Source organism: Billgrantia antri (assembly GCF_019430905.1).
GTDB lineage: Bacteria > Pseudomonadota > Gammaproteobacteria > Pseudomonadales > Halomonadaceae > Halomonas > Halomonas antri.
In genome coordinates, this window is the sequence record NZ_JAHYCA010000003.1 from 62,019 (window position 1) to 81,855 (window position 19,837).

Here is a 19,837-nt window from a genome sequence, read left to right on the forward strand (position 1 = left end):
CGACAACGACCAGAGGAGGTGATCCCACGACGATACCCGGAGAACCCAGTCATCGGCCTTGGTCGCCTGTCATGGCGATGAGGGTTGGGAAGCAGCGTAGTGCTTATCAAGTAATAAGCAACCCAAGAACAAACGCACACTTGTCCCAAGGTAAAGTTAATATGAGAAGTTCAACGCCCATCCAGCATCAGCAGCCAAGTCTGGCGCTGGCGCTGACTCCCGTCGTCCTGACACTGCTGGTACTGGCAGTGCAGCTGTTCTACTTCGGCGACTTCACTCCGCATATCCCCTTGGCCATCGGTCTGGCCATCACGGCGTTGGTAGGCGTCAAGCTTGGCTTCCGCTGGAAGCAGATAGAAGAAGGGATCTTCCACGTCATTCACGTGTCGCTGCCCTCCGTCTCGGTACTGATCTGCGTCGGCATGATCATTGGCGTATGGATTGCCAGCGGCACCGTGCCCACCCTGATCTACTACGGCCTGACGATCCTCTCGCCGACCATCTTCCTGGCCGCAGCCATGCTGCTGTGCTCGATCGTGTCGCTGGCACTGGGTACCTCCTGGGGCACCGTCGGCACGGTGGGCCTGGCCCTGATGGGCATCGGCGCCGGCTTCGATATTCCGATGTACTGGACCGCCGGCGCGGTGGTCTCGGGCGCGTTCTTCGGCGACAAGGTCTCGCCGCTGTCGGATACCACGAACCTCGCCCCGGCGGTCACCGGCACCGACATCTTCTCGCACATCAAGAACATGATGCCGACGACTGTCCCCGCCATGCTGATCGCCTTCGCCATCTATCTCGGTGCCGGCTTCGTCCTGATCGACGACAACTCTGCCTCCTTCGAGCGGATCGACGCCATTACCTCCGCGCTTCAGGCGAACTTCACCATCTCGGCCTGGCTGTTGCTGCCGGCGGTGCTGGTCATCGTGCTCGCAGTCAAGCGCATGCCGCCCATCCCCTCGCTGTTCGCCGGCGCCCTGGCCGGTGCGATCACCGCCATGCTCGTTCAGGGGGCGGGCGTGCATGACGTGCTGACCTATGCCAACAGCGGTTACTCGATCGATACCGGCGTTGCGGCCATGGACAGCCTACTCAATCGCGGCGGCATCCAGTCGATGATGTGGACCATCTCGCTGGTGCTCATCGCGCTGGGCTTCGGTGGAGCGCTGGAAAAGACCGGCTGCCTGGAGGCAATCATCCGCGCCATCATGACCAAGGTGCGTAGCTTCGCCGGGCTGCAGACCTCAGCCGTGCTGACCTCGGTTTCCACCAACCTGGTCGCCGGCGACCCCTACCTCTCCATCGCCCTGCCCGGCCGTATGTACACCCCCACCTATCGTGGCATGGGCTATTCGACCCTGAACCTGTCGCGCGCCATCGAGGAAGGCGGCACCCTCATCTCGCCGCTGATTCCGTGGAATGCTGGTGGCGCCTTCGTGATCAGCGCCCTGGCGCTCGGCATCGCCGACGGCAACGTCGAAAACCTGCTGTACATTCCGCTGGCCTTCGCCTGTTGGCTGTCGCCGGTTTTCGGCCTTGTCTATGCTCAGCTCGGCCTGTTCTCACCTCGTGCAACCGACGAAGAGCGGCAGCTCTGGCAGGAACAGGGAGAGGCTATCGCGACCGACTTGGGCGCCGCAGGTGAAGCCTCCATAAGCGCTACCCCAGCAACACGAACCAGCTGAATCAGCGCCCCGACATCGGCCGGGCCATGCTACCAACCCAGCAGGCCAAGCCTGCTGGGTTGTGCGTTAGTTGTCACTGCCATTGCACCCGGTACTCTGTCGCTCTTATTCACCTATCATGCCGCGGAGCTCCTCAAGATAGGTTTCCAGCACCAGGTTGGGCGGAGCCCCCTTGCGGGTGATCGCGCTGTAGTGGGTAAGATAGTGCCAACGTCCGGGATCCAGGGCCCGCATCCGGCCACTCCCAACCCAGCGTTCGGCATAGTGGGTCGGCAGGTAACCGATATAGCGGTTGGAGAGAATGAGAAAGGCGATTCCTTCCCGGTCGGTGGCCGAGGCTGCGGCCCTGAGCGGCTCGTGCAGCGCCTTGACCTCGGGCGTCTGGGCATAGGCGGGTACCACGGCATCACAGCTCGCTAGTTCACGCTCGGTCACTCCCTCGCTGTCAAACAGGGCATGGCCGGAGGCACAGTAAAGCTGGGACGTCTCCGCATACAACGAGAGGTAATCGAGCCCTGGCAAGCACTTCAGCGCAGGGATTACCCCGGTATGCAGGCGGCCGTCCAGCACTGCCAGCTCGATATCACTGGGTGGAATCATGCGGATGTTGATGCGCACTTCCGGACCGCGCTCCTTGAGCGCGCTGAGGGCATTGGTGATGTGCATCTGGGGCATGGTCACCAGGTTGTCGGTGATGCCGATGTTGAGCTCACCCTTGAGCCAGGCATGCAGCCCATTGACCCGGGTGCGAAACCCCTCCACCGCAGCCAGCAGTTGCAACGTCGCCTGGTAGACTTCCGCGCCTTCATCGGTCAGGGAGAAGCCACTACGCCCACGCTGGCACAGCCGCAAGCCGAGACGTGTCTCGAGATCGTTCATCGCCATGCTGATGGCGGCACGGCTGATGTTCAGCTCCACCTCGGCAGCGGAAAAGCCACCGCATTCCACCACCTTGCGGTAGATCTTCAGCAGGCGCAGGTCGGCATCGCTGGGCTGGGCCGAGAGGGCCTGCTTGCGGCGTGACATGTACATTTCCTTTTCTCAGGACGTTCGATTTCGAGGGTATCGCTGCGGGGAAAGAAAGTTAAGCAGTAGCTTGCGTAAGCTTAAAAAAACTTGCATTTAACTTAGCTTCTAGCCGAACTAGCCTGCCTTCATATCATCAACAACAGCAAAGCCAACAGAGGGTGCTGCCATGACAGCTCAAGAGACCCTGCACGCCGGCCTGAGCCAGGAGCAATTGGACGCCTACTGGATGCCTTACACCGGCAACCGCCAGTTCAAGCACGATCCACGCATCATCGTCGGTGCCAAGGGCAGCTACCTGACCGATGCCCAGGGCCGGCAAGTCTTCGACGGCCTCTCCGGGCTGTGGACTTGCGGGGCGGGTCACTGTCGCCCGGAAATCGCCGAGGCGGTCAGCCGCCAGATCGGTGAGCTGGACTACTCCCCAGCCTTCCAATTCGGCCACCCCAAGGCGTTCGAATTGGCCCATCGCATTCGCGGCCTGACACCGAAGGGGCTCGATTACGTCTTCTTCACCGGTTCCGGCTCGGAGAGCGCCGATACCTCGTTGAAGATCGCCCGCGCCTACTGGCGCAAGAAAGGCAAGCCGACCAAGACCAAGCTGATCGGTCGCGCCAAGGGCTATCACGGGGTCAACTTCGGCGGTATCAGCCTGGGCGGCATCGGCGCCAATCGCGCCCTGTTCGGCCAGGGCGTCGATGCCGACCACCTGCCCCATACCCTGCTTGCCGAGAACGCCTTCAACCGCGGCATGCCCGAGCGCGGCGCCGAGAAGGCCGAGGAACTGCTGGAGCTGATCGCCCTGCACGATGCCTCGAACATCGCCGCGGTGATCGTCGAGCCGCTGGCCGGGTCCGCTGGCGTCATCCCGCCACCCAAGGGCTACCTCAAGCGACTGCGCGAGATCTGCGATCAGCACGATATCCTGCTGATCTTCGACGAGGTCATCACCGGCTTCGGCCGCATGGGTGCCATGACAGGCGCCGAGGAGTTCGGCGTGGTGCCGGACATCATGAATGTGGCCAAGCAACTGACCAACGGCGCGGTGCCCATGGGTGCGGTAATCGTGCAGGGCGAGATCTACCAGACCTTCATGGAACAGGGCGGGCCCGACTACATGCTCGAGCTGCCCCACGGCTACACCTACTCCGGCCATCCGGTGGCCTGCGCCGCCGCCCTCGCAGCCCTGGACGTACTCGAGAACGACCGCCTGATCGATCGCGTGCGTGAGATGAGTCCAGTCTTCGAGGAGGCCCTGCATGGGCTCAAGGGCACCCGCCATATCAGCGACATCCGCAACTACGGGCTCGCCGGGGCCCTGCAGATCGAGCCCTACCCCGGCGAGCCGGCACGGCGCCCCTTCGAGATCGCCATGAAGTGCTGGGACAAGGGCTTCTACGTGCGCTACGGCGGCGACACCATTCAGCTCGGCCTGCCCTTCATCGTCGAGCGCGACGAGATCGACCGCCTGGTGAATGTGCTGGGTGAGGCCATCGGCGAATTGAATTGAGAGGTAACGCAATGACCACGCTCGGCCACCTGATCAACGGTACACGCGTCAACGACGAAGGACGCACCCAGGATATCTTCAATCCCTCCATCGGCGAGGTCAGCGGCCAGGTCAGCCTCGCCAGCAAGGCCACCGTCGAGGAGGCCATCGCCGCCGCCCAGGCCGCCTTCCCGGCCTGGCGCAACACGCCGCCGGCCAAGCGCGCCCGGGTCATGTTCCGCTTCAAGCAGTTGCTCGAAGAGCACGCCGACGAGATCTGCCGGCTGATCGGCCAGGAACACGGCAAGATCGTCCACGATGCCAAGGGGGAATTGCAGCGCGGCATCGAGAACGTGGAGTACGCCTGCGGCGTGCCGGAGCTGCTCAAGGGCGAGCACAGCAAGAACGTCGGCCCGGGCATCGACTCCTGGAGCGAGTTCCAGCCGCTCGGTGTGGTCGCCGGTATTACACCGTTCAACTTCCCGGCCATGGTTCCGCTGTGGATGTACCCGATGGCTATCGCTTGCGGCAACACCTTCGTGCTCAAGCCCTCTGAGCGCGACCCGAGCTCGACACTGTTCATCGCCGAGCTGGCACTGGAGGCGGGCCTGCCGGCCGGCGTGCTGAACGTCGTCAATGGCGACAAGGAGGCCGTCGACACCCTGCTCGACGACCCGCGAGTGCAGGCCGTCAGCTTCGTCGGCTCCACACCGATCGCAGAATACATCTACGGCCGCGCCAGCGCCAACGGCAAGCGCTGCCAGGCCCTCGGGGGTGCCAAGAACCACGCCATCGTGATGCCCGATGCCGACATGGACAACGTGGTCGATTCGCTAACCGGGGCCGCCTTCGGCTCCTCCGGCGAGCGCTGTATGGCGCTATCGGTGGCGGTCGCCGTGGGTGATGCCGCCGCCGACGCCCTGGTCGCCAAGATGCAGGAGCGAATGAAGGCTCTCAAGGTTGGCCACTTCGCCGACGCCGGGAACGACTTCGGTCCGGTAATCACCAAGGCTCACCAGGAGAAGGTCTGCGGCTACATTGACAGCGCCGAGGTCCAGGGTGCCGAGATCGTGGTGGACGGCCGTGGCGTGCAGGTGCAGGGCTTTGAAAACGGCTTCTATGTCGGTGGCACCCTGATCGATCGGGTGACCCCCGAGATGACCTGCTACCAGGAGGAGATCTTCGGTCCCGTGCTGCTCGTGGTTCGCGCCGGCTCGATGCGGGAAGCCATGCAGCTGATCGACGACCACGAGTACGGCAACGGAACCTGCATCTACACCCGTGACGGCGAAGCGGCGCGTTACTTCAGCGACAATATCCAGGTGGGCATGGTCGGCATCAACGTGCCGTTGCCGGTACCGGTCTCCTACCACAGCTTTGGCGGCTGGAAGCGCTCGCTGTTCGGTGATCTCGCCGCCTACGGACCGGATGCCGTGCGCTTCTACACCAAGCGCAAGACCGTCACTCAGCGCTGGCCGTCAGCCGGGGTACGCGAGGGCGCGCAGTTCTCCTTCCCCTCCTGACGCCAAGCGTTAGGCGTTAGGCGTTAGGCGTTAGGCGTTAGGCGCCAGCATGGCAAAGCCGAACCAGGTCTCCTGGTTCGGCTTTTGATTTTCGCTATTCTCAAGAGTTGAGCGCCCGGGTGACAGGCGCTACTCAGCGCCCCAGGGCTTGAAGCACCGCCTCGCGGGAAACCCGCTCACGCTCGGCATAGAGCGCCAGCTCATCGCTGACCGGAGCCCCCAAGGCCTGCTCGAAGGCCTCGCGATTGGCGTTGCCGGCATAGGCCCCGTTCTGCCCGCCACCCAGATTCGATTGGAAGATTCCTGCCGCACTGACCGGCAGAAAATCTTCGTAGGTGAGTGGCAACGCTTCCACCAAGCCTTGGGCGATCAGCGTCTCCAGGCCAGCACCCTCTACTCGGCCTGCCGCCGTGCTGGAGTCACTCTTCACACGAACCGCCGCCGTGCCGGCGTCGGTAAGGCGATACTGGAAGAAGGCCAGGCCTTCACGCCGCAAAGTGGCTTCGTCATCGGGAAAGTCGGCGAAGACCTCATCGAGCACGCGCTGATGCGCCTCGTTGTCGAGGCCGGCGGCGCGGCGCCGTGCTTCGCCAAGCAGGCTATCGTAACGCTCACGCCCCCTGGGGGTCAGCGCCATGCCACGCTGCTCGATTTCACCGAAGCGGGCGGTGTGGGTCCCCTGCCGCTCACCGGCAAAGCGGATACCCTCCTCCAGCGCCTTGAAGCTGGTCTGACGCAGCAGGATGGGACACGCGCGACGGGGCGGCCCCTCGATTACCGCCTTGGGCTGCATGCCGGCATCGGGCATGCGCCGTTGCACTTCGTCGATATCGAGCGTGCGCGGCGTGAGGTGATTGATATGCGGGCCGCGGAAGCAGACCACATCGGCGATCAGCCGATGCTCGGCATGCAGCGCCTGGTAGGTTTCCAGATCCACCGTGGCATCGCGATGCCAGCGGAACGTCTCCAGGGCCTCGCCGATGAAGCGCTCGGCCTGCTCTTCATCGAGCCCGCCCTGCGCTTCATGGAGTTCGATCAGCCGGCGACAGTCCGGGGTGAAGATATCGCGGCCGGCAAGGATGGCTGCCGCCCGCTCCCGCAGCGCCGGGCTCTCGATCAGCTCGAGGCGCAACAGCGAGGTGAAGATGCGGAAAGGGTTGCGCGCCAGCGCCGCGTCATCCACCGGGCGGAAGGCCGTAGAGTGTACCGGTACGCCGGCTTCGGAGAGGTCGTAATAGCCCACCGGATGCATGCCCATGACGGCGAACAGGCGACGCAGCATGGACAGCTCCTGGGCCGTGCCCACGCGAATGGCGCCATGACGCTCGGCACCCAGGCGTTCCAGTTCGCCATGGGCGGCAAGGCGCTCGGCCAGGGTGGGGTCGGCCTCCAGAATTTGCCGGTTGACGCATTCGACCAGATCGAGCAGCGCCCCGTACTGCGGAACTTCAGCCTGATACATCGCCGACATGGCCCGGGAAAAACGGTCGCGGATTTCATCGCAAGGAAGATAGTTGGCAGGCAATTCAGGCCTCCTCGGTATTGGGTTGAAAGAGCGAATCCAGGGCGCGCTCGATGCGCCCGAGTCCTTCTTGCAAGGTGTCGGGCTCGGCGGTCAGTGGCGCCAGCAAGCGCAGCACGTTGCGCCGCCGGCCGCTTGGCATCAGCAGCACGCCGGCCTCGCGCGCCGACGTCAGCAGCGCAGCCAGGTGCTCGGCGCCGCTGGCCCGGTCGGTATCCTCGAAGACGATCCCGCGCATGGCCCCCACGCCGGTGAGATTGCCCAGCATCGGGAAGCGCCCACTGGTCTGCCAGCGTCGATGGGCCTCGACGATCAGCGCCTCCTGGCGCGCTCCCCAGCTCGCCAGAGCCTCTTCGCTCATCAGAGCCATCACCGTACGCGCCGCGGCGCAGGCCAGGGCGTTGCCCGAGTAGGTACCGCCCAGCCCGCCCTTGGGCACGGTGTCCATGAATTCCGCCCTACCCGCCACCGCCGCCAATGGCAGCCCCGCCGCCATGCTCTTGCCCATCAGCAGCAGATCGGGCTCGACGCCCAGCCGTGTAAAGGCGAAGCGGGTGCCGGTACGTCCGAACCCCGACTGGATCTCGTCAAAGATCAAAACGATACCGTGTCTGTCGCACAGGGCGCGCAGCCGCTTGGCGAAGTCGGCACACAGTACGCGGAAACCACCCTCGCCCTGGACCGGTTCGACGATGATGCACGCCACTTCATCGGCAGGCGTCTCGACCTCGAAGAGTCGCTCCAGAGCGGCCATGGCCTGTTCAGCATCGACATCGCTGTCGCCGCTGGGAAAAGGCACGTGGTGCACCGGGCCCGGCAAGGCGCCCAAGCGGTTCTTGTAGGGCTTCACCTTGCCGTTGAGATTCAACGCCGCCAGCGTGCGCCCATGAAAGCCGTCGTCGAAGGCGATGACCGCCTGGCGCCCGGTCGCCGCACGCGCCACCTTCAAGGCGTTCTCGGTGGCTTCGGCACCGCTGTTGGTGAGCATGCAGGAGAGCGGGTAGGAGACGGGCACGAAGGCATCCAGCGCTTCGACGACTTCCAGATAGCCGCGGTGCGGTACGGCATTGAACGCCGAATGCAACAGCGTATCGGCCTGAGACTTCACGGCCTCGACGACTTGAGGATGCGAATGCCCCAGGTTGAGGACGCCGATACCGCCGATGAAGTCGATGTAGTGCGTGCCACGCTCGTCCCACACCTCGGCATTACGCCCCCGCTCAATACAGATGGGATGCACGATACCCAGGCCCTGGCTGACGTGAGGTAAATCCATGAACAATGTCCCGCAAGCATGAGAGATCAGTGGCTCAATGAGAGCAGATGGCCAAGGGCATGCTCAAACGAAAAAAAGACGCCTATGAATTCCATAAAGTCATGAAACAAGGCGTCTTATAGTTTTTCCACCGAACTTTCAGCATTCTGCACGCACAGCTTGCGTTGGCATTCCGAAATCTATCGCGAATGAAGCATTCGCGAGCTAGAGACCTTTAGGAGCGAATATCCCCGGCGCATTGCGCCAGTAGCCCTTGTAATCCATGCCGAAGCCGAACACGTAGCGGTCGACCACTTCGAGGCTGCAATAATCGGCCTTGAGGTCCGGCACCGCCTTGCGATCGTGTCGCTTGTCTACCAGCACGGCGGTGGAAATGCTTGCCGCACCGGCTTCGCGGCAGTAATCGAGGATGGCGGCAAGCGTCGCGCCCTCATCGAGAATGTCATCGACGATTACTACATGGCGATCGGCCATGGGGATTTCGGGCGAAACCCGCCAGAACAGCTCCCCACCGCGCAACCCACCGCGATAGCGCGTTGCATGGAGGTAATCGACCTCAAGCGGGAAGCCCAGGCGAGTCAACAGATGGCCGGTGGTGATCAAGCCGCCATTCATAACGCAGTAGAAGACCGGCAGCTTGTCGCCCAGATCGGCGGTGATCTGCTCGGCCATGCGATCCAGCGCGCGCTCGACCTCCTCATGGCTGATCAGGCAGTCGGCGTTCTCCATGACATCGCGCATGGTGGCCAGGGATTCGTGAAAATCGGCTTCGAGTTTGGGCATGAGTGGCTCGTATCAACGCAGGTAAACGAATATGAAAAACGATATGACAGATCAGAGCGACGCCATGGCCTCGAGACGCGCATGCACCCGACGCCAGCGCCCCAGGGCTTCGAGCGCCTCGATGTCGGGGCGTGCCCGGCCGTAACGCAAGCGCGCCGTCAGACGCGTGGTCCGACCCTGGCAGGCGTCCAGCGCTTCGAGCGCGGCCGCACGGTCGTTGCACACCAATACCATGTCGCAGCCGGCTTTTAACGCGGCCAGGGCTCGCTCGCCTGGGGTACCGGCAAAGCCGGCGCCTGCCATGCCGAGATCATCGGAGAAGATGGTGCCCTTGAAGCCGAGCGATTCGCGCAGCAGGCCCAACCAACTTGCCGAAAACCCTGCGGGACGCGAATCGAAGGCGGAGTAGATGACGTGAGCCGGCATCACGCCATCGAGCCGGGAAGCCAGTTCCGTAAACGGTATCAGGTCGTGCTGGCGCAACGCCGCGAGGGGGCGATCGTCGACCGGCAGCTCCAGATGGGAGTCTGCCGCCACGCTGCCGTGGCCGGGGAAGTGCTTGCCCACTGCGGCCATACCGGCTTCGTGCAGCCCGCTGATGAACGCACCGGCCATGGCCGCCACCGCCTGCGGGTCGGAGGAGAAGCTGCGATCGCCGATCACGCTGGAGACGCCAGTGTCGATATCGAGCACCGGAGCAAAGCTGAGATCGAGCCCGCAGGCGGCCATCTCCATGCCCAACAGCCAGCCGGCATCGAGACAGAGCCGAAGGGTCACTTCCGGCGACACTTCGTAGTCCCGGCCAATACGCCCCATGGCCGGCAAGCGCGTCACCCCTTGCCGGAGGCGCTGGACACGGCCGCCCTCCTGGTCGATAGCCAGCAGCAGCTCAGGGCGCACACGCCGTATGTCATGGCAAAGCTTCCGCACCTGTCGCGCATGCTCGACGTTGCGGCCGAACAGGATGACGCCGCCCACCTCGGGACGCTTGAGCAATTCGCGCTCTTCCTTACGTAATGCGGTGCCTTCCAGATCGAGCATCACCGGGCCGAGGGTCTGGGTCATGATCGGAGTCCTTGGGCATGAAAGGGAGCTGATTCTAGACTAAAGGCGCCGATGGCAACAGCCATACAGGGCACACCGCGCAATGCCCGTCCTGGCGTGCCTTTCCCGCCTCGTCACTCGTGCAGCCAGAAGGGAGTGCCCGGTTGGGCCAGTGCGAAGAGCTGCAGCAGCGCCTCGTCACGCATGCGGATGCAGCCATGCGAGCGGGGCTCCCCCATCGGCTGATCGGGCGGAGTGCCATGTAGATAGATATAGCGCCTCTGGGAGTCGACGTCGCCGCCACGATTGACGCCCCGCTCGAGCCCGCACAGCCAAAGGATACGGGTCAGGATCCAGTCTCGCCCAGGATGCGCCTCGGCCAGCGCCGCGCTGTACACTTCACCGGTGGGACGTCGGCCACGAAACACCGCGCCAGGCGGCTGTCCTTGACCGATCGCTGCCCGCACGTAGTGCCAGCCCCGCGGCGTGCAACCACTGCCCTCACGCTGGCCCACCCCCGCCGCGGCCGTCGATACCGGCCACTCCGCCTGGCGCTGCTTACCCTGCCACTGGACGAGGCATTGACGACCGATGTCCACCTCGAACCACAGCCCCTCCCTGGGTGGCAGGGCCTCCAGTTGCGGAGTACGCATTTCAGCTCGCCTTGGCCGGCTGGGCGGCGGGCGGCGGCGGCAGTGGCGCATTCATGGCCGCCACCACCACGGGGCGCAGGCGCCGAATCAAATCACGTACCGAAACGTGCTCATGATAATCCTTCTCGGCGATGTCACGCAGTGCGTCGAGACCGGATAGGGTGAAGATCACCGTCCCCAGCACGAAGTGCAGGCGCCAGAAGCGCTCGGCATCGGGCAACTCAGGCGTGGCGCGGCGCACCAGATCCGTGAAGCGGGTGAACACGCTACCGTACTCCTCCTGAATATGCCGCCTCAGGTGGCCCTGGGCCTGACTGTAGGCGAGTCCCAGCAGCTTCATGAAGACCTTGAGACTGTGCTTCTCCGCGGGCACCTCGAGCACCGTTCGGGCCATGGTCTCGAGCAGTTGCTCCAACGGGATGACAGCGCCGGCGTGCTGCGCCTCGAGTTCATCGAGAGCGTGATGAAAGCGTACCGTGAAAGGGTCGAGATAGCGCGAGAAGACCGCCTGGATCAGCGCCTTCTTCGAGCCGAAATGGTAGTTGACCGCGGCGAGGTTGACGCGAGCCTTGCTGGTGATGGTACGTAGCGAGGTCTCGGCGAAGCCGCGCTCGGCGAACAGCACCTCGGCGGTATCGAGGATGCGCGTGACGGTATCGGTCTGGGCCATGATCAGTTCCCACTGAAAACAACTGTTTTAAACATTACAAAAGTCTACGCCATTACATCTTGTGCCTCAATGTGTCGATGATCTAAAGCGTTTTAAACGCTTTTTGCGATACGACGCAAGACGGTCAGCGACCCTTTTACTGTATGGGCTTCCATGCTGTATACTTGACCAATACGGCAGTCACGCCTCTGGAGTTCGCCATGACCCGCCCTCTCACATCGCGCCAGCAGAACGTTTATGACTTTATCGTCAAGACCATGAACGAATTCGGCTACCCGCCCACTCGCGCCGAGATCGCCCGTGCACTGGGCTTTCGCTCGCCCAACGCCGCCGAAGAGCACCTGCGCGCCCTGGAGCGCAAAGGCGTGATCCGCGTGATACGCGGCACCTCCCGCGGCATTCGCCTGCCCGCGCAGGAAGCCGACAGCCTCGTCAGCGAACCTAGCGCCGAAGGCCTGCCCATCATCGGTGAAGTGGCCGCCGGCAGCCCTGTCCTTGCCGCCGAACACATTGACCGCTACTGCCCCCTGCCACCCGACTTCTTTACTCCGCGCGCCGACTACCTGCTCAAGGTACGCGGCCTGTCGATGAAAGACATCGGCATTCTCGAGGGGGATCTGCTGGCCGTGCATCGCACCGACCGTGTGCGCGACGGCCAGATCGTGGTGGCACGCCTGGAGGACGAAGTGACGGTCAAGCGCTTCCATCGCCAGGGGCATCGTGTGGTGCTGGAAGCCGAGAACGCCGACTTCGCCCCGATCGAGGTGGACCTGCGCCGACAGGAGCTCGACATCGAGGGGATTGGTGTGGGAGTGATACGCGGCGGCAACGGCCAAGCTTTGGGGTGAGAGCTGGCGAATCCCCATGAGCCGCAAGATTCTGCATGCCGATTGCGACTGCTTCTATGCCGCGGTGGAGATGCGTGACAACCCGACGCTGCGCGATGTGCCGCTAGCCATCGGTGGCAGTGCGGAGGGGCGCGGGGTCATCGCCACCTGCAACTACCCTGCCCGCGCCTACGGCATTCACTCCGCCATGCCCACGGCGCGCGCGCTGCGCCTATGCCCCCACCTGACCCTGCTGCGCGGGGACTTCGATCGCTACCGCGAAGCGTCACGCCAGATATCGGCGATCTTTCACGAACTCACCCCGCTGGTGGAACCGCTGTCGCTGGACGAAGCCTTTCTCGACGTCACCGACGTTACGCGCTTCTCGGGCAGTGCCACCTGGATGGCACGCTGGCTGAAGGAGGAGTGCCTGAAGCGCGTCGGCATCACGGTGTCAGTGGGTGCCGCTCCGTCGAAATTTCTGGCCAAGATCGCCAGCGACTGGGATAAACCCGACGGCCTTACCGTCATTTCTCCGTCCCAGGTGGACGACTTCGTGTGCCAGCTTCCGGTCAACAAGCTGCACGGCGTAGGCCCGGCCACGGCCAAGCGATTGCAGGCCCTCGACATCGAGACCTGCAGCGATCTGCAGCGGATACCGCTCGACCGATTGCTGCAGGAATTCGGCAAGTTCGGGCGGCGCCTGTTCGAACTGGCCAGGGGAATCGACGACAGGCCGGTGCGCATCGAGCGCGAACGCAAGTCGGTGAGCGCGGAGATCACCTTCGCCAGCGACCTGCCCGACCTCTCGCTCTGCCATGCCGAGCTGGCACCCCTGTGCGAGCGTCTCGACGCCCGGCTCGCCCGGCACGGACATCCGCCCGTGGCCGGCATTTTCGTCAAGGTACGCTTCGACGACTTTTCCCTCACCACCCTCGACTCACGAGGCGGCTTGCCTAATCTGGAGAACTTCGCTGCCCTGATGGAACAGGCCTGGGCACGCCGCGCGCGCCCGGTACGGCTGCTCGGCGTAGGAGTCAGGCTGGTGACGGACGATGCGCGGCGTCAGCTCAGCCTGCCGTTCTGAAGCTTCATTTGGTATCGATATAGCGGTGGTCGTTGAAGGTAGCGACCCAGTCGGGGTGATAGACCATCAGCACGCTGAGCAGCATTCCGGTGAGAAAGGCCTCCGAGGGCATCAGTAGTGGCAGGAACAGGGCGTACTCCTTTGCCAGATGGATGGCATCCGGGTCGCTGGCACCGAGCATGACCAATCCCAAACCGGCGAGCCCAGTCCCCAGCGTCGCCAACGCGGCGCCGAAGAAACCGCACAGAAAGAGAAAGACCATCAGGTTGTCCGGCAGGTAGCGATCCACGATACGCCATATCGCCACCATGACCAGCACAGGCACCAATCCGGTGATCAGCACGTTGACGCCGAGCAGTGGCCAGCCGGCCTTGCCCAACGCGACCAGCGAGAGATTGGCCAACAGATTGGTCGTCAGTGCCAGTGGCGCCTTGAAGACCAGCGTCAGCAGCGCCGTCAGCATCAGTTGAAGCGCCAGCCAATCGACCGATTGAGCCCTGAGCTGCCACAGCAGTACGACCGCCACGCTAGCCGCCAGCCAGCGATGTTGCAGGCCTTGGTTTGCCAGCAGGACCTGCCACGGACGCTGACGCAGCGCCAGGACCAGCCCCAGCGACGAGGCAAGCCCACAGGCGAACAGCAGCCATGGGGCAAGAATCGGCTCGGAAAATGTCATTGCCGCCCTACCTGTACTTGTCAGGCAAAGACCACGGTCTTGTTACCATGGATCAGCACCCTGTCTTCGAGATGCCAACGCAAGCCTCGCGCCAGGACCCCCTTCTCGACATCGCGACCGAAGCGGACCAGATCCTGGGGCGTATGGCAATGGCTCACGCGATGTATGTCCTGTTCGATGATCGGCCCGGCATCCAGTTCCTCAGTGACGTAGTGACAGGTGGCTCCGATCAGCTTGACACCTCGAGAGTGAGCCTGGTGGTAGGGCCGCGCCCCGGCAAATGACGGCAGGAAGCTATGGTGGATGTTGATCACCCGCCCGGAATAGCGCTCACACAGCCGCGGCGGCAGGATCTGCATGTAGCGGGCCAGCACTACGGTATCGGCCTGCAGCGCTTCGACGTGACGCTCCACCTCCTCGAATGCCGCCTGCTTGCCGTCGCTTGTGATGGGCACGTGATGGTAGGGTAAGCCATGCCATTCCACCATGCTGCGCATGTCGTCGTGGTTCGAGATGACCCCGACGATATCGCCCTCCAGCTCACCAGCCGTCCAGCGATACAGCAGATCGACGAGACAATGCGACTCGCGTGACACCATGATCACTACCCGCGGTCGGCGACGCGTATCGCGCAACGCCCAGTCCATGTCGAATTCGCGGGCCACAGGCTCGAACGCCTCCTTGAGCTCGGCGGCGGTCATGCCGATAGAATCGGCCAGGATCTCGTAGCGCATGAAGAAGCGCCCGGCTTCGAGGTCGGAGTGCTGACTGGCCTCCGTGATAGAGCCGCCGTGACCAGCGATGAAACCGGAAACGCGGGCCACGATGCCACGGCGATCGGGGCAGGAGACGACGAGACGATAATAGTGAGACATGGGCCAACCTGGTGCGGAACGCTGTTCGGAGAGCACGCATTGTAGCGAACTCGACAGAGTGGGAACACGCTCAACCTCGTACTCGCCACCGGCATCGCATTGTTCTGGGTCGCGACGTTCCCGTATAGTGAAGTTTCCATTGTCTGGTCATGATTTGCCGATGCATTCGACTCACGCCACGATACGCCCCCGCCGCCGTTCCCCGCTTCACTTCCTGCCACTGGGAGGCTGCGGTGAAATCGGCATGAACCTGGGGCTCTACGGGCACGAGAATGAGTGGATTGCCGTTGATTGCGGCATGATGATTCGCCAGGACCTGCCGGATGCACCGCTCCAGGTACCCAGCCTCGAGACGCCCGAGGCGCTCGGCATTCGCCCCAGGATCCTGGTCATTACCCATGGCCATGAGGACCATATCGGCGCCGCCGCCTGGCTATGGCCCAAGTGGCAATGCCCTGTATATGCCACGCCCCTGGCGGCCGGCCTGCTGCGGGTCAAGTTCGTCGAACGCGGCCTCGCCGTCGACGCCATCCAGGTAATCGAGCCGGGCGAGGCGCTGGAGAATGGCCCCTTCACCCTGCGCTACCTGCCACTGACCCATTCGATACCGGAAAGCTGCGCCCTGCTGATCGCCGCCGGGGACTATCGCGTGCTGCACACCGGCGACTGGAAGCTGGATCCAGAACCGCTGATCGGCCCGCCGGTGAAAGGTTCGCTGTTTCGCGCCCTGGCGCCGGTTGACCTGGTGGTCGGCGACTCCACCAATGCTCCCATGCCGGGTCATTCGCGCAGTGAAGGCGAAGTAGCCAGGGCGCTGGAGCAGCGCTTGAGCCAGTGTTCAGGCCGGGTCGTGGTGAGCTGCTTTGCCAGCAACCTGGCCAGGGTCCTGGCCGTAGCCCAAGCCGCCGAACGCTGCGGTCGTCGGGTCAGCTTGATGGGACGGGCCATGGTGCGCATGGTGGCCGTGGCCAGGGGCCTCGGCTACCTGGACGACATGCCACCGCTGGTGCCGGTCAGCGACCTCGGCTACCTCCCGCCGCAGGAAGTGCTGGTCATTGCTACCGGCAGCCAGGGCGAACCTCGCGCCGCCCTCAGCCGCCTGGCTAACGGCCGCCACCACAGCCTCGAGCTCATGGCCGACGACACCGTGATCTTTTCAGCCAAGGCGATTCCCGGCAACGAGCGTCAGATCGAACGACTCAAACATGCCCTGAGACATCTCGACGTTGCAGTGTGGGACGAGTTCAACCACCCCGAGCTTCATGCCTCGGGGCATCCCGCCCAGGACGAGCTGCGTACCTTCTATGGTTGGATAAAGCCACGCCATCTACTGCCGGTACATGGTGAACGCCGTCATCAACAGGCCCATCAGGAACTTGCGGAGTCGATGGGAATACAGGCACCGCTGGCGCCGATCAATGGCGATCTCGTTCGACTCGATGGCGAGGGTTTGAGCCTGGAGTCGCGTCATCCACAGCGACCCTGCATCGTCAGTCAGGATGCCGTCACCCCTTTGCCGGGATTGACTGCCGAGCGCGGATCGCCACGCCATGGCATCCTGCATCTTGCACTGTCGGTCGCCTCGACGAAAACCGGCTGGACGCGCATCGGTCGCTTGATGATGGACGCCCATCGAGTCAGCGCCATGGACGAAGATAGCTTTACCGATTGGCTTGATGAGCGTCTGGAGGAAGTCGAGGCGGACACCTTGGCCGAATTGCGTACCGCCCTGCAGCCTCTCGTCACTTCCTGGCTGGGTCAGCACTTGCGCCAATTACCGGACGTACACCTTCAACTGGTGGCCGTGGAGGTACCTGCCTACCGCTGAGTACCTATCGGTCATAGCGGAGCGGCATTCAGCCGAGATGAGTCAACAGGCCGGGGGAGACACCTCATGCATCACCCCCGACCCGAGTTGCGCGAGCAGACGATTCGTGGACAACTGGCTCACGAACCGCTGGCATTCTTGGGCGGACGACCACGCCGACGGCGCGGCTGTTCCCCTACGAGATCTTCCACGGAGAGACCGGCATCATTCATGGCCTCGCGGATCTCAGCCAGTTTCTTTTCCTTGTCCGCTTCTTCCTGTTTGCGGAGCTTCTCCTCTTCATTTTTCTGCTCGATGACCTCGCCGATCACATCGGACAGCTTGTGCAGCTGTTCCATGCTCAACTGGCGGGCCGCAGCACGAGCCACGTTCTTGTTACGGGCGATACGCTCCAGGGTTTCGCTGGACATTGGCCTCCTCCATGCAAGAAAAAGACGAGTCAGCCACAAGGCTCACTCGTCAAAAGTATATGCCGATTTGCCGAATTGGCAAGAAAAGTCCATTCCAACGCAAGGCAGAATATCGCCAAACAATGGAGAGAAAGAACCCCTCTCTCGCTGTTGCTCAGCCGCCGGTCATGTTCATGAAGCGCACGATCTGGACATCGCCATCGGTAGTGAAATGATGGCGTTCGGGCTTGAGCGGCAGCGCCGCGACAATGGCATGCTTCAAGGCATCGAGGTCCCCGGGGTATTGTCGCAACACCGCACGCAAGTCTACGGAGTGCTCATTGCCCAGGCAAAGCAATAGCCGCCCCTCTGCAGTGACACGCACACGATTGCAGCTGGCACAGAAGTTGTGGCTATGCGGTGAAATGAAGCCGATGCGACTGCTGCTATCCGGCATGCGAAAATAGCGTGAAGGCCCGAGTGTCGTTTCGGCCGTCGGAATCAGCTCATGGTAGCGTTCGATCATGGACTTTACGTCATCGCTCGAGCAGAAGGTCTCGGCGCGGGAGTGATCGGAAACATCCCCCAGCGGCATCTCCTCGATGAAGCTCAGATCAACGCCTCGGGATCTGGCAAACTCGACCAGGTCGAGCACCTCGTCGTCATTACGTCCCTTGAGAATTACGGCATTGAGCTTGATACGCTCGAAGCCGGCCTCTTGCGCTGCCTGCAATCCTTCCAGCACACGAGACAGATCCCCGGTGCGCGTCAAGCGTCGAAAACGCTCGGAATCAAGCGTATCCAGGCTGATGTTGAGCCTGTCGAGGCCCGCCTCACGCAGGCGCCGGGCATGCTTGACCAGTCCCGCACCATTGGTGGTCATTGCCAGATCGCGCAGCCCGGGAAGCGAGCTGGTCTGTTCGATGAGCTGATCGATACCACGCCGCACGAGAGGTTCGCCACCGGTAAGGCGAATCTTTTCCACACCCATCTCGACGAACGCCCGCGCGACCAAACCCAACTCTTCGAGCGTGAGGATCTGCGCCCGCGGCAGGAAGGTCATCTCCTCACTCATGCAGTAGACGCAACGAAAGTCACAGCGATCGGTAACGGAGATCCGCACATAGCGAACCTTCCTGCCGAAGCCATCGACCAGTTCAGCTGGCAGGGTCTCAGGGGATTTTGTCATTGTCGCTCTCCCAGCGGCTGGCATCCCGGTGGTCCGACTCGCGCTCGGCAACCCAGTAATCCCCGGTAATGCTATGTTCCTTTTTCCAGAAAGGCGCACGAGTCTTGAGATAGTCCATGATGAAGTCACATGCCTCGAAGGCAGCACGACGATGGGCACTGGCAACCACAACCAATACGATAGGATCTCCGGGAGCAAGACGTCCAACCCGATGTATCAAGCGCACGCCCTGCAACGGCCAGCGCGACTCTGCCTCCGCCACGATCTCGCCCAGCGCGACCTCGGTCATGCCAGGGTAGTGTTCGAGCGTCAGCGCATTCACGTCGGGGCGTTCGTTGAAGTCACGTACCAGCCCGGTGAAACTGACCACGGCGCCGATGTCCGTCCGCCCTTCCAGCAGCTGGCGTTGCTCGCTGCCCGCATCGAATGCGGCCTGCTGAACCCGAATCATGTCACTCACCCTCCCGTTACCGGCGGGAAGAATGCCACTTCATCGTCATTGGTGATCGGGGTCGCGTCCAATGCCATGACCTGATTCACAGCGCACAGCACCCGCCCCTCGCCCAGTCGTGCGAAGCGTGCATCGCGTTTGAGCAGTGCGCTCTTCAAGCCTCCGACATCGGTACTTGGCAGGGTATCGAGAGGCAGGGTCAACTCGCTCACGCCAAGCCGTTCTCGCAACTCGGCGAGGAACTTGACCCGAACACAGGGCGAGTCGGTATCGCAACGACTACCCACCGAGACCTCCCCCGCCGCACCTTCGCCGGTCACGATCGGAGCCGCCGTTACGCTTGTCTGACGCTGATAATCGCCCGACTTGCCACCACGCTTGGCATCGACATGGATGGCGCCGATCTCCATGTCCTTGTCCACTGCCTTGCACATGTCGTAAAGCGTCAGGCAGGCCACAGAGACCGCCGTCAATGCCTCCATTTCCACACCGGTTCGCCCGTTGAGGCGGCAAGTGGCTATCACTTCGACCCGGCAATTCGCTTCGTCCAGATGAAAGTCGATTGCCACCTTGGACAACGGCAGTGCATGACACAGCGGGATCAGATCATGGGTTCGCTTGGCGGCCTGGATACCGGCAATACGCGCCGTGGCCAGGACATCGCCCTTTGGCAATCCGCCTTCGTTCAGCAGTGCCAACGTCTCGGGCTTCATCTGGATAAAGCCGGACGCGGTCGCCTCACGACGACTTTCCGCCTTGTCGGCAACGTCGACCATGTGGGCCTCGCCGCGCTGGTTGAGATGGGTCAGACTCATATGGAGCAGCCTCGAATTCGGTTATATGA

At 62.9% G+C, this 19,837-nt stretch carries 19 protein-coding genes; 6 read left to right on the plus strand and 13 right to left on the minus strand.

Going from position 1 to position 19,837, the window contains the following annotated elements; all coding sequences use genetic code 11:
- Window positions 1-161: 161 nt before the first annotated feature.
- Entirely contained in the window at window positions 162-1,685 is a 1,524-nt protein-coding gene (gene nhaC, locus KPL81_RS08320; RefSeq protein WP_219791433.1) for a Na+/H+ antiporter NhaC, read from the plus strand.
- A 105-nt stretch (window positions 1,686-1,790) separates the two neighbouring features.
- Here the strand turns inward: nhaC and KPL81_RS08325 are convergent, their stop codons facing one another.
- Window positions 1,791-2,711 (minus strand): LysR family transcriptional regulator, encoded by a 921-nt coding sequence (locus tag KPL81_RS08325; RefSeq protein WP_219791434.1) that lies wholly within the window; start codon window positions 2,709-2,711, stop codon window positions 1,791-1,793.
- Window positions 2,712-2,880: 169 nt separating this feature from the next.
- On the opposite strand from KPL81_RS08325, the gene aptA reads away from it, so the two are divergent.
- Entirely contained in the window at window positions 2,881-4,221 is a 1,341-nt protein-coding gene (gene aptA / locus KPL81_RS08330; protein WP_219791435.1) for an omega-aminotransferase AptA, read from the plus strand.
- 11 nt (window positions 4,222-4,232) lie between these two features.
- On the plus strand, window positions 4,233-5,723 hold the full coding sequence (locus tag KPL81_RS08335; protein ID WP_219791436.1) for a CoA-acylating methylmalonate-semialdehyde dehydrogenase: 1,491 nt from the start codon (window positions 4,233-4,235) through the stop codon (window positions 5,721-5,723).
- A 133-nt stretch (window positions 5,724-5,856) separates the two neighbouring features.
- Here KPL81_RS08335 and hglS read toward each other — a convergent pair whose 3' ends face one another.
- From hglS to KPL81_RS08365, 6 genes are all read right to left on the minus strand, one after another.
- On the minus strand, window positions 5,857-7,248 hold the full coding sequence (gene hglS, locus KPL81_RS08340; protein ID WP_219791437.1) for a 2-oxoadipate dioxygenase/decarboxylase HglS: 1,392 nt from the start codon (window positions 7,246-7,248) through the stop codon (window positions 5,857-5,859).
- A gap of 1 nt (window position 7,249) precedes the next feature.
- Window positions 7,250-8,521, minus strand: a complete 1,272-nt coding sequence (locus KPL81_RS08345; RefSeq protein ID WP_219791438.1) for a 2-aminoadipate transaminase — start codon at window positions 8,519-8,521, stop codon at window positions 7,250-7,252.
- A gap of 204 nt (window positions 8,522-8,725) precedes the next feature.
- Window positions 8,726-9,304 carry a hypoxanthine-guanine phosphoribosyltransferase gene (locus tag KPL81_RS08350; protein WP_209472229.1) on the minus strand — a complete coding sequence of 193 codons (579 nt, stop codon included), beginning with the start codon at window positions 9,302-9,304 and terminating at the stop codon, window positions 8,726-8,728.
- A gap of 51 nt (window positions 9,305-9,355) precedes the next feature.
- Window positions 9,356-10,369 (minus strand): beta-N-acetylhexosaminidase, encoded by a 1,014-nt coding sequence (gene nagZ / locus KPL81_RS08355; protein WP_209472230.1) that lies wholly within the window; start codon window positions 10,367-10,369, stop codon window positions 9,356-9,358.
- 113 nt (window positions 10,370-10,482) lie between these two features.
- A complete protein-coding gene (locus tag KPL81_RS08360; protein ID WP_219791439.1) occupies window positions 10,483-11,001 on the minus strand; it encodes a L,D-transpeptidase in 519 nt (172 codons plus the stop codon).
- A gap of 1 nt (window position 11,002) precedes the next feature.
- Window positions 11,003-11,671, minus strand: a complete 669-nt coding sequence (locus KPL81_RS08365; protein ID WP_219791440.1) for a TetR/AcrR family transcriptional regulator — start codon at window positions 11,669-11,671, stop codon at window positions 11,003-11,005.
- A 200-nt stretch (window positions 11,672-11,871) separates the two neighbouring features.
- Between KPL81_RS08365 and lexA the strand changes: the two genes are divergently transcribed.
- Together lexA and dinB are read left to right on the plus strand one after the other, a co-directional pair.
- On the plus strand, window positions 11,872-12,519 hold the full coding sequence (gene lexA / locus KPL81_RS08370) for a transcriptional repressor LexA (RefSeq protein WP_209472233.1): 648 nt from the start codon (window positions 11,872-11,874) through the stop codon (window positions 12,517-12,519).
- Between the two features lie 16 nt (window positions 12,520-12,535).
- A complete protein-coding gene (dinB, locus tag KPL81_RS08375) occupies window positions 12,536-13,585 on the plus strand; it encodes a DNA polymerase IV (protein WP_209472234.1) in 1,050 nt (349 codons plus the stop codon).
- 4 nt (window positions 13,586-13,589) lie between these two features.
- On the opposite strand, the gene KPL81_RS08380 is transcribed toward dinB, so the two are convergent.
- On the minus strand, window positions 13,590-14,261 hold the full coding sequence (locus KPL81_RS08380; RefSeq protein WP_219791441.1) for an energy-coupling factor ABC transporter permease: 672 nt from the start codon (window positions 14,259-14,261) through the stop codon (window positions 13,590-13,592).
- A 20-nt stretch (window positions 14,262-14,281) separates the two neighbouring features.
- Window positions 14,282-15,136 carry a formyltetrahydrofolate deformylase gene (gene purU / locus KPL81_RS08385; protein ID WP_219791442.1) on the minus strand — a complete coding sequence of 285 codons (855 nt, stop codon included), beginning with the start codon at window positions 15,134-15,136 and terminating at the stop codon, window positions 14,282-14,284.
- A gap of 244 nt (window positions 15,137-15,380) precedes the next feature.
- On the opposite strand from purU, the gene KPL81_RS08390 reads away from it, so the two are divergent.
- On the plus strand, window positions 15,381-16,964 hold the full coding sequence (locus tag KPL81_RS08390; protein ID WP_219792166.1) for a ribonuclease J: 1,584 nt from the start codon (window positions 15,381-15,383) through the stop codon (window positions 16,962-16,964).
- A gap of 119 nt (window positions 16,965-17,083) precedes the next feature.
- Here KPL81_RS08390 and KPL81_RS08395 read toward each other — a convergent pair whose 3' ends face one another.
- The 4 genes from KPL81_RS08395 to moaC all read right to left on the minus strand — a co-directional run bounded on the left by KPL81_RS08395 (window position 17,084) and on the right by moaC (window position 19,808).
- Complete coding sequence (locus KPL81_RS08395) at window positions 17,084-17,374, minus strand: H-NS family histone-like protein (protein WP_209472237.1); 291 nt, start codon at window positions 17,372-17,374, stop codon at window positions 17,084-17,086.
- Window positions 17,375-17,528: 154 nt separating this feature from the next.
- Window positions 17,529-18,542: a GTP 3',8-cyclase MoaA gene (gene moaA / locus KPL81_RS08400; protein WP_240549145.1), complete on the minus strand. Its 1,014-nt coding sequence runs from the start codon at window positions 18,540-18,542 to the stop codon at window positions 17,529-17,531.
- Window positions 18,526-18,993, minus strand: a complete 468-nt coding sequence (moaE, locus tag KPL81_RS08405) for a molybdopterin synthase catalytic subunit MoaE (protein WP_219791443.1) — start codon at window positions 18,991-18,993, stop codon at window positions 18,526-18,528. Before moaE ends, moaA begins: the two co-directional genes overlap by 17 nt.
- 5 nt (window positions 18,994-18,998) lie before the next feature.
- Window positions 18,999-19,808, minus strand: a complete 810-nt coding sequence (gene moaC, locus KPL81_RS08410; RefSeq protein ID WP_219791444.1) for a cyclic pyranopterin monophosphate synthase MoaC — start codon at window positions 19,806-19,808, stop codon at window positions 18,999-19,001.
- Window positions 19,809-19,837 lie beyond the last annotated feature (29 nt).